Below are 8,118 nucleotides of genomic sequence, written 5' to 3'. Positions count from 1 at the left end.
GTTCGGGTGTGAACACGCCGATTCCGAAAATGCAGATTGCATATAAGGAACCGATGGCTTCAGCCTCGCTAATTCATTGGCATTGGGCTAAAGCCATCGATTCCAATCTTTTTGAAATTAATTTTGGGTAGGTACTTAGTTTTATTCTGAGTGGATGATGTGCATTTAAAAGATATGCACAGCCAACCACACCGTCCCACGATTCATCTCTAAAACACGATGAGGGATTTTGGCAGGGATAAGAAGTGACTCACCTTTTTTTAGAGTTTTTTTCTCACCCTCAATCATCAAAATAGCTTCTCCTTCAAGCAAAACCACCCACTCATCCTCTTCTTGAACATACTCTACAGATTCAAAATTATCAGAGCTTACAATACGAATAATTTTGATATTCTTATGCTCTAAAAGGGTGGTAAATGTTTCACCTTTTTGGGGAACAGTGTAGTCAAAAAGATTCACTAATAACTCATCTGCATATTATCAACATCATCCCAACTCATACTCTTTTTTTGACTTCTATTTCTAAGAATATGGTCAATGTATCGTGCAAAAAGGTCAGTTTCTATATTTATCTTGCTACCGATTTGATAGTTACCGATAAGTGTCTCTCTAAGTGTATGGGGGATAATGGTGAGTCGAAAAGCATCATTATAAACATCATTAATGGTGAGGGATACACCATCTATGGTGATAGAGCCTTTGGGGATAATATGGGCGATATATTGTGGTTCAACCTTGATAATGAAGTCGGTGGCATTTTCTCTCTTGGTGATTTTGGTGACCACTCCCACACAATCAACATGCCCTTGGACAATGTGACCTTCAAATCTATCATTGAGTTGCATGGCAGGTTCGATGTGGACTTTTCCTGAGATTTTGGATTCGTCTATGATGGAACGGGTCTCGTCTGCCAGTTCTAGGTTAAATCCATCTGCATTGACTTGGATGACGGTGAGGCAGACACCGTTGATGGCGATGGAGTCACCCAGTTTGGCTTTGTGTTTTGACTGGATGGTCAATATATTGTTTTGATAGCTTTTGACGATGGCGATTTCTCGTATGAGTCCTGTGAACATGATACCTCAATGTGGTTTGATATAGTTGTGAGAATTATAGCAGAAAGAGTTTTAAATAAATTATGATGTGATTTATATATGTAAATGATAATTTACATTTAATAGTTTATATGTTAATATATATTTACAAAATGGAGATAAGCTATGGAACTACAACTAATATTTGAAGAACAAAACCGACTGTTAAAGAGAATATCTTTAGAGAAAAAGAGATATCTATATGAAAAGATAGATTGGAACTTGAAGTCCATTGGGATACTAGGACAAAGGGGTTTGGGTAAAACTACCATGATGCTACAGTATATCAAAGAGCATTATGCAGGTTCAGATAAAGCACTTTATATCTCTTTGGATAGTCCATATTTTCAATCCATCTCGCTACTTGATTTTGCAAAGGAGTATGAGGCTCATGGTGGAGAGGTTCTGTTTATTGATGAGGTTCACAAGTATAGTGATTGGTCTACACATATCAAGAAGATATATGATTTACTTGATTTGAGGGTTGTCTTTTCAGGCTCCTCTATTTTACAAATCTCCAAGCAAAATGCTGACTTGTCACGAAGAACAATTATATATTATCTTGAAAATTTGTCATTTAGAGAGTATCTCTATTTGAGAGATATATTTTTATTTGAAGCGTATAGTTTGGAAGAGATTTTAGATAACCATTATGAGATAAGTTCAACCATAAGTGAGAAGATAAAACCTCTGAAATTGTTTAAAGAGTATTTAGAGTTTGGGGTTTATCCTTTTATATTGGAAGATAAAGATAGTTATCATCAACGAATAATTCAGATTATTAATCTTATATTGGAGTCCGATTTACCACATATTAATAAAATAGAGATGCAACAGATACGAAAACTGAAAAAGTTGCTCTATCTGTTGGCTGTCAATGTGCCATTTGTTCCCAATATTACAGACTTGGCAAAGGCAACAGATATATCGCGTCCTAAACTTTATGAGTATTTAAATGATATGGAAAATGCTAAAATTATTAACAGTATTAGAAGCAAAGAGAAGGGGTATCGCCTTATGAGTAAACCTGAAAAATTGTTTATGCAAAATACAAATATATCGTATGCCCTTACTTCTAAAATAGATAATGGAAGTGCAAGAGAAGCTTTTTTTGTGAATCAGATTAAAAACTACTATGCCAGTCAAAACCTTTTTATTGATGAGGCTATTTATGCCTCTAAAAAAGGTGATTTCTTAGTCAATGACATGTATACCTTTGAAGTCGGTGGCAAAAATAAAAGCTTTAAACAGATAAAAGATATGGAGAACTCTTTTGTGGCATCAGATGATATTGAGATAGGTTTTGGCAATAAGATACCTTTGTGGTTGTTTGGGTTTTTGTATTGAGAGGGGTGATTTCTTGTATGAGTTCTCTAAACAGGATACCTAAATTTACTCTGCTATAATTTCAACAATTATAGAAAAGAGAGTTTAAATGAATTACGATGTAATAGTAATCGGTGGTGGACATGCAGGGATAGAGGCGAGTTTAGCCCCTGCACGGATGGGGGTGAAGACCCTTTTGGTAACGATATTGGCAGAGCAGATAGGGGCATCGTCATGTAATCCTGCTATTGGTGGTCTTGCCAAAGGTCACTTGGTTAAAGAGCTTGATGCGATGGGTGGTGAGATGGGTTTGGCTACTGATGCTACAGGGATTCAGTTTCGCATTTTGAACCAATCCAAAGGACCAGCCGTTCGAGGTAGTAGGGCTCAGATAGATATGGATAGGTATCGTATTTATATGCGTGATGTGGTGCTATGTACTAAGAACTTAGATTTGAAACAGGAGGAGGTCGAAGCTCTGATTATCGAAGATGGTAGAGTGCAAGGAGTTGAGACTCAACTGGGTAATCGATATATGGCTTCTAAGGTTATTATCACCGCAGGGACATTTCTCAATGGACTGATTCACATCGGAGAAAAACAGCAGATTGCAGGGCGACAGGGTGAGTTTGCATCTATTGAACTGGCAGAGAATATGCGTGGTTTAGGATTTGAGATAGGACGGCTAAAGACGGGGACTTGTGCAAGGATAGATGGTTCTAGCATTGATTTGTCTGTAATGGAGCCACAAGGGGGTAATGAGAAAGCTACTCCTTTTTCATTTAGAACCGATAAAAAAACATTTAACCCAACGCAACTACCTTGTCATGTGACTTATACCAATGAGACCACTCATAATATTATAGAGAGTAATTTCTATCGAGCACCTCTCTTTTCTGGTCAGATTGGAGGAACTGGTCCACGATATTGTCCAAGTATTGAGGATAAGATTAGCCGTTTTAGAGATAGACCACGCCATCAGATTTTTGTAGAGCCACAGACTATTGAGGCAAATGAGTTCTATATCAATGGGATGAGTACATCACTGCCTACAGATGTTCAGCTAGATATGATTCGCTCGGTCAAGGGGATGGAAAATGCAAAGATAGTCCGTTATGGTTATGCTATTGAGTATGATTTTATACAACCAACAGAGCTAAGACATACACTAGAGACCAAAAAGATAGAGGGATTATACTGTGCTGGTCAGATAAATGGAACTACAGGCTATGAAGAGGCGGCCGCACAGGGGATGATGGCAGGGATAAATGCTGTGCTGAATCTACAAGGTAAAAAGCCATTTATATTAGGGCGAGATGAGGCTTATATCGGTGTACTTATAGATGATTTGGTGACCAAGGGGACAAAAGAGCCTTATCGTATGTTTACGAGTCGTTCGGAGTATAGGTTACTGCTTCGTGAGGACAATGCTGATGTGCGACTCTATAAGTATGGTAGAGAGTTTGGGCTTTTGGATGATGAGTATCTCCAATATGTAGAGAGAAAAAAATATGATATAGATGAAGCAGTCTCTTATCTAAGAGAGAATTTTGTGACACCAAACAGGGAGTTTATAGCCTTTCTTGAGACTATAGGAGAAGATAAGATAAATGATAAAATATGTCTGCTCGACCTCTTGGGTCGTGCTACTATGACAAAAGAGAAACTAATAGCTTTTGTGCCTTCATTTGAGAGCTATAGTGATGAGGTGATAGAGCAGATATTGATAGAGGCTAAATATAGCCGATATATAGAGAAACAACAGGCACAAGTAAACAAGATGAAAGGTATGTTGCAAGTGAAGATTCCACGAGAGTTTGACTTCTCTAAAGTCTCTGGGCTCTCTAATGAGATAGTGGAGAAGTTGACCAATATTAATCCTCCGACACTCTTTAATGCTTCTGAGATTTCAGGGGTTACTCCTGCTTCTTTGGATATTTTGCATATCTATATTAAGATGGCTCAGAAGGCTAGGTAGAGCTTGTTAAATCTCATTGTGAACAAATCGACTTTTTTGAAAAATAAAGCTTTGACTATCATTGTTGGAGTTATTGTTATAGCTATCCTAATAGGATTTATTTATGATGCTCTAAAGCCTAAAGATACAACAGCAGAGATGGTTAAAATAGAGTCTCAAAAAACTCATAGCAATATGGAAGAGATAAAAATCCATTACCAAAAAGCATTAGCTTATATGGAAGAGGCTAAATACCATAAAGCCAAAGAGGAGTTTGAGAAGTTTATACCTATGGATATAAAAGATGCAGATATATTACATTCGTATGGTTATCTATACTATAAATTAGGTGAGTATGACAAAGCGATAGAGTTTTATAACAAATCTTTAAATATATTAATTGCTACAGTTGGAGAGAATCATCCTAATGTAGCTTCAAGCTATAACAATATCGGTTTGGCATGGGATAGTAAAGGAGCGTATGACAAAGCGATAGAGTTTTATAACAAAGATTTAAAGATAACACTCGCCACCTTAGGAGAGAACCACCCCTCAACAGCGACGAGTTATAACAATATCGGTTCGGCATGGGATTGTAAAGGAGAGTACAACAAAACGATAAAGCTTTATAACAGAGCTTTAAAGATACAACTTGCCACCTTGGGAGAGAACCACCCTTTCACAGCGGCGAGTTATAACAATATCGGTTCGGCATGGAACAGTAAAGGAGAGTATGACAAAGTGATAGAGTTTTATAACAGAGCATTAAAGATACAACTCTCCACCTTAGGAGAGAACCATCCCTCAACAGCGATAAGTTATAATGATATTGGTTTAGCATGCAATAATAAAGGAGAATATGCTAAAGCGATAGAGTTTTATAATAAATCTTTAAAGATACAAATTGCCACCTTAGGAGAGAACCACCCCTCAACGGCGACTAGTTACAATAATATTGCTATACTTCATTTTCAGATGGAAAAGTATCAAGATGCTTATGATTTTATGAAAAAGGCTGTGAAGATTAGAGAGATGAAGAGTTACCTTCAACCCATCCTGAGTTAATGGGAAGTAAAAGAGGTTTAGAGATGATAAAGGCAAAACTCTAATGGCTACTTACTCGTTACCATGGTCTCCGTGGTAATGATTATCGCAGAGTAGTTTAAATAGTCAACCTCTTAGAAATCTCAATATCTTTCAACAACAAAGCGTTAATAATACTACTCAAAGAAAAATCCACATCTCTGTTTTTGAGCTTTTTTAAGGTAGAGGGGGTAGTGTCACAAATATAAAGTATATAGTTTGCATGGGTTCTTCTCTATTTTTTAGAAATTTAGCATGAATTTACCTAGAATAAAGTCAAGATAATACCTAACTACCCATCATATTTTAAGAGATAGTTAGGTATTATCTCTTAAAATAGTTCAAATTAGGAAAAAATATGTTTATAGGAAGAGAAAAAGAGTTAAATATTTTAAGAGAACTCAAAGATAAAAAAGACTCATCTTTTGTAGCTGTCTATGGACGAAGGCGAATTGGAAAAACTGAGATGGTTCGCTATTTTTGTGACAATGAAGATGTTTTTTTTATTGAGTTTACAGGGAAGAGAAAAGTACCAAAGCAGAATCAAATTCGTACATTTCTTAGAAATATTGAGAAGAAGTTTCAAAACAGAGTAGATAGGGTTACTGATTGGTATGACGCGCTTGAGATACTTCAAGAGAATATCGAGAGCCTTGAACTCAAACAGAAAAAAGTTATTTTTATAGATGAACTCCCTTGGCTTGACTCTGCTAAATCTAACTTTTTAGAGGAGTTGGCATATTTTTGGAATACCTATTGTACACGACGAAAAGATATTATTTTGATAGTTTGTGGCTCGGCTGCTTCTTATATGATAAAAAAAGTGATACACAATATTGGTCCTCTACATGGACGGTTAACAGCCATTATTCCTATGGAGCAGTTTTCTTTGGCTTCAACCAAAGAGATGCTCATCTCACGAGGGTGTCACTACTCTGACAAAGCTGTTGTTGATACCTACATGGCATTTGGAGGGGTGGCAAAATATATTGACAATTTATCGTGTAAAAAAGTTTTATCTGAAAATATCAATGCTCTCTGTTTCCAGGATACAGGTCTGATGCGATATGAGTATGAAGAGCTTTTTGCTTCACTCTTTAACGATTCAAAAACACACTACTCCATTATGACCAAACTCTCTTCTAAGTGGAGTGGTTGGACACAAAAGGAGTTGGCTAAATCGGTGAAGATATCATCAGGGAGCATGAAAAAACCACTTGAAGAGCTATATACATCAGGATTTATCTCTAGGACTACCAAGTTTGGAAATGTCAAAAAAGAGGTTATCTATAGAGCTACGGATTGTTTTTCATATTTTCACAATAAATGGATTAAAGGAGCTTCCAAAAATAGTGATTGGAATCAAATATCAACTACTCAGAGTTATAAATCATGGTCAGGATTTGCATTTGAAAATATTTGTCACATGCACTCAGAGCAGATTAAAAAAGTGCTTGGGATTAATGGAGTTCCTACTCAAACACACTATTGGAACTATAGAGAAGAGGGAGAAACAGGTACACAGATAGACATGCTGATAGAGCATACCAATGGGAGTAAGAACATAGATATTATTGAGTGTAAATATTATAATGGTAAATTTGTAATTGATAAAAAGTATAAAGAGAATTTGCAACAAAAAATCAATATTTTCAATGAGCAGACAAAGCATAAATACAATATTCGATTAATCATGATAACCTCTAATGGTATTGAAAAAAATGAACATTATGGAGATGTTGTGAATATTGATTTGGGATTGAGTGATATGTTGGGGGTTGGGTTTTAAGTTTATCTGTTTAAAATGTCACTATTAAATAATGTTAAAAGAGATAGTATGCAAAATTTAGCAATATACAGAGATACAAAACGAAGAATATTCTTGTGGTAGTAGAAAAAAGATTAGAAGTATTTAAATGAGTGATAAAAGTCGTAAAGATAGAATTGAAGATGAAGTTATTGTAGATTGTTGTGATGAATATGAGATGGCAATGGGTTGGTTCTATTATCTGCATGATAATCTGAATTTTCCTTTTAAAGCCTCTATTTTAGGAAATGGTAAAATTAGTAGTCTTGAAGAGGGTGATATTGTAGAGGTTACAGAGCTTGTAAATAGTGACGAAGATGATGTGAGTATTTATGATTTTGTAGCTACTGTAGGGGTTGAAAAAGATGAACATATTTATGATATTCCTTTGGAGATGATTAAGGGGATTGATTGTGATGAGGGTACTTGTGAGGTTATTGAAGATTGGCGTTATTGGTGTGAAAAAGATAAACTTTATAGTAGTACAAATATCTAAAAAAGAGAGAATATGAAAGAAAACTTTACAGAGAGATATAAAAATATAGAAAACAGCAAAAAACTATTTTTTTTAGAACAACTACTACAAAAAAATAGTAATCTGCAAAAGCAGTTTTTTGAATTTACCAAGAAGAGAAGCGTTGATGAGATTGCAGGGGTGGATATTGAAGATATTCGTACTAGAATTTATAATGAATTGATGGAGATAGATGTAGAAGATATGTTTGATGAGAGTCGATTTCCTAGTGACCCTCGTTATACTGATTTGGATGGAAGTGTACTGATTGAAGAGGTAATCACTCCTTATTATAATGAAGTGATAGATTATATAAAAATAGGAAATAGCCTTGATG

At 35.6% G+C, this 8,118-nt stretch carries 8 protein-coding genes; 6 read left to right on the top strand and 2 right to left on the bottom strand.

Going from position 1 to position 8,118, the window contains the following annotated elements; all coding sequences use genetic code 11:
- Nucleotides 1–165 precede the first annotated feature (165 nt).
- Together GSY74_RS11010 and ribE are read right to left on the bottom strand one after the other, a co-directional pair.
- Nucleotides 166–459, bottom strand: a complete 294-nt coding sequence (locus tag GSY74_RS11010) for a cupin domain-containing protein (RefSeq protein WP_164663728.1) — start codon at nucleotides 457–459, stop codon at nucleotides 166–168.
- Complete coding sequence (gene ribE, locus GSY74_RS03510) at nucleotides 459–1,076, bottom strand: riboflavin synthase (RefSeq protein ID WP_164663727.1); 618 nt, start codon at nucleotides 1,074–1,076, stop codon at nucleotides 459–461. Before ribE ends, GSY74_RS11010 begins: the two co-directional genes overlap by 1 nt.
- Before the next feature lie 144 nt (nucleotides 1,077–1,220).
- On the opposite strand from ribE, the gene GSY74_RS03505 reads away from it, so the two are divergent.
- The 6 genes from GSY74_RS03505 to GSY74_RS03480 form a co-directional block, all read left to right on the top strand.
- Nucleotides 1,221–2,441: an ATP-binding protein gene (locus tag GSY74_RS03505; protein ID WP_164663726.1), complete on the top strand. Its 1,221-nt coding sequence runs from the start codon at nucleotides 1,221–1,223 to the stop codon at nucleotides 2,439–2,441.
- An 88-nt stretch (nucleotides 2,442–2,529) separates the two neighbouring features.
- Nucleotides 2,530–4,398 carry a tRNA uridine-5-carboxymethylaminomethyl(34) synthesis enzyme MnmG gene (gene mnmG / locus GSY74_RS03500; RefSeq protein ID WP_164663725.1) on the top strand — a complete coding sequence of 623 codons (1,869 nt, stop codon included), beginning with the start codon at nucleotides 2,530–2,532 and terminating at the stop codon, nucleotides 4,396–4,398.
- A 3-nt stretch (nucleotides 4,399–4,401) separates the two neighbouring features.
- Nucleotides 4,402–5,442, top strand: coding sequence for a tetratricopeptide repeat protein (locus GSY74_RS03495; RefSeq protein ID WP_164663724.1), 1,041 nt, complete (start codon nucleotides 4,402–4,404; stop codon nucleotides 5,440–5,442).
- 376 nt (nucleotides 5,443–5,818) lie between these two features.
- Nucleotides 5,819–7,249 carry an ATP-binding protein gene (locus GSY74_RS03490; protein ID WP_164663723.1) on the top strand — a complete coding sequence of 477 codons (1,431 nt, stop codon included), beginning with the start codon at nucleotides 5,819–5,821 and terminating at the stop codon, nucleotides 7,247–7,249.
- 127 nt (nucleotides 7,250–7,376) lie between these two features.
- Nucleotides 7,377–7,763 (top strand): calcium-binding protein, encoded by a 387-nt coding sequence (locus GSY74_RS03485; RefSeq protein ID WP_164663722.1) that lies wholly within the window; start codon nucleotides 7,377–7,379, stop codon nucleotides 7,761–7,763.
- A 12-nt stretch (nucleotides 7,764–7,775) separates the two neighbouring features.
- Nucleotides 7,776–8,118, top strand: a 343-nt coding sequence (locus tag GSY74_RS03480; protein WP_164663721.1) for a hypothetical protein, incomplete at its 3' end; no start/stop codon positions are given.

The organism is Sulfurovum sp. bin170, assembly GCF_010892395.1.
GTDB lineage: Bacteria > Campylobacterota > Campylobacteria > Campylobacterales > Sulfurovaceae > UBA1140.
The sequence above is the reverse complement of the archived record's forward strand: the minus strand, read 5'-3'. Positions and strand labels throughout refer to the sequence as shown.

Bases quoted from the DNA above. Each gene is read 5' to 3' on its own strand.
- mnmG (WP_164663725.1), top strand. From the start codon at position 2,530: ATGAATTACGATGTAATAGTAATCGGTGGTGGACATGCAGGGATAGAG.
- ribE (WP_164663727.1), bottom strand. From the start codon at position 1,076: ATGTTCACAGGACTCATACGAGAAATCGCCATCGTCAAAAGCTATCAA.
- GSY74_RS03485 (WP_164663722.1), top strand. From the start codon at position 7,377: ATGAGTGATAAAAGTCGTAAAGATAGAATTGAAGATGAAGTTATTGTA.
- GSY74_RS03490 (WP_164663723.1), top strand. From the start codon at position 5,819: ATGTTTATAGGAAGAGAAAAAGAGTTAAATATTTTAAGAGAACTCAAA.
- GSY74_RS03505 (WP_164663726.1), top strand. From the start codon at position 1,221: ATGGAACTACAACTAATATTTGAAGAACAAAACCGACTGTTAAAGAGA.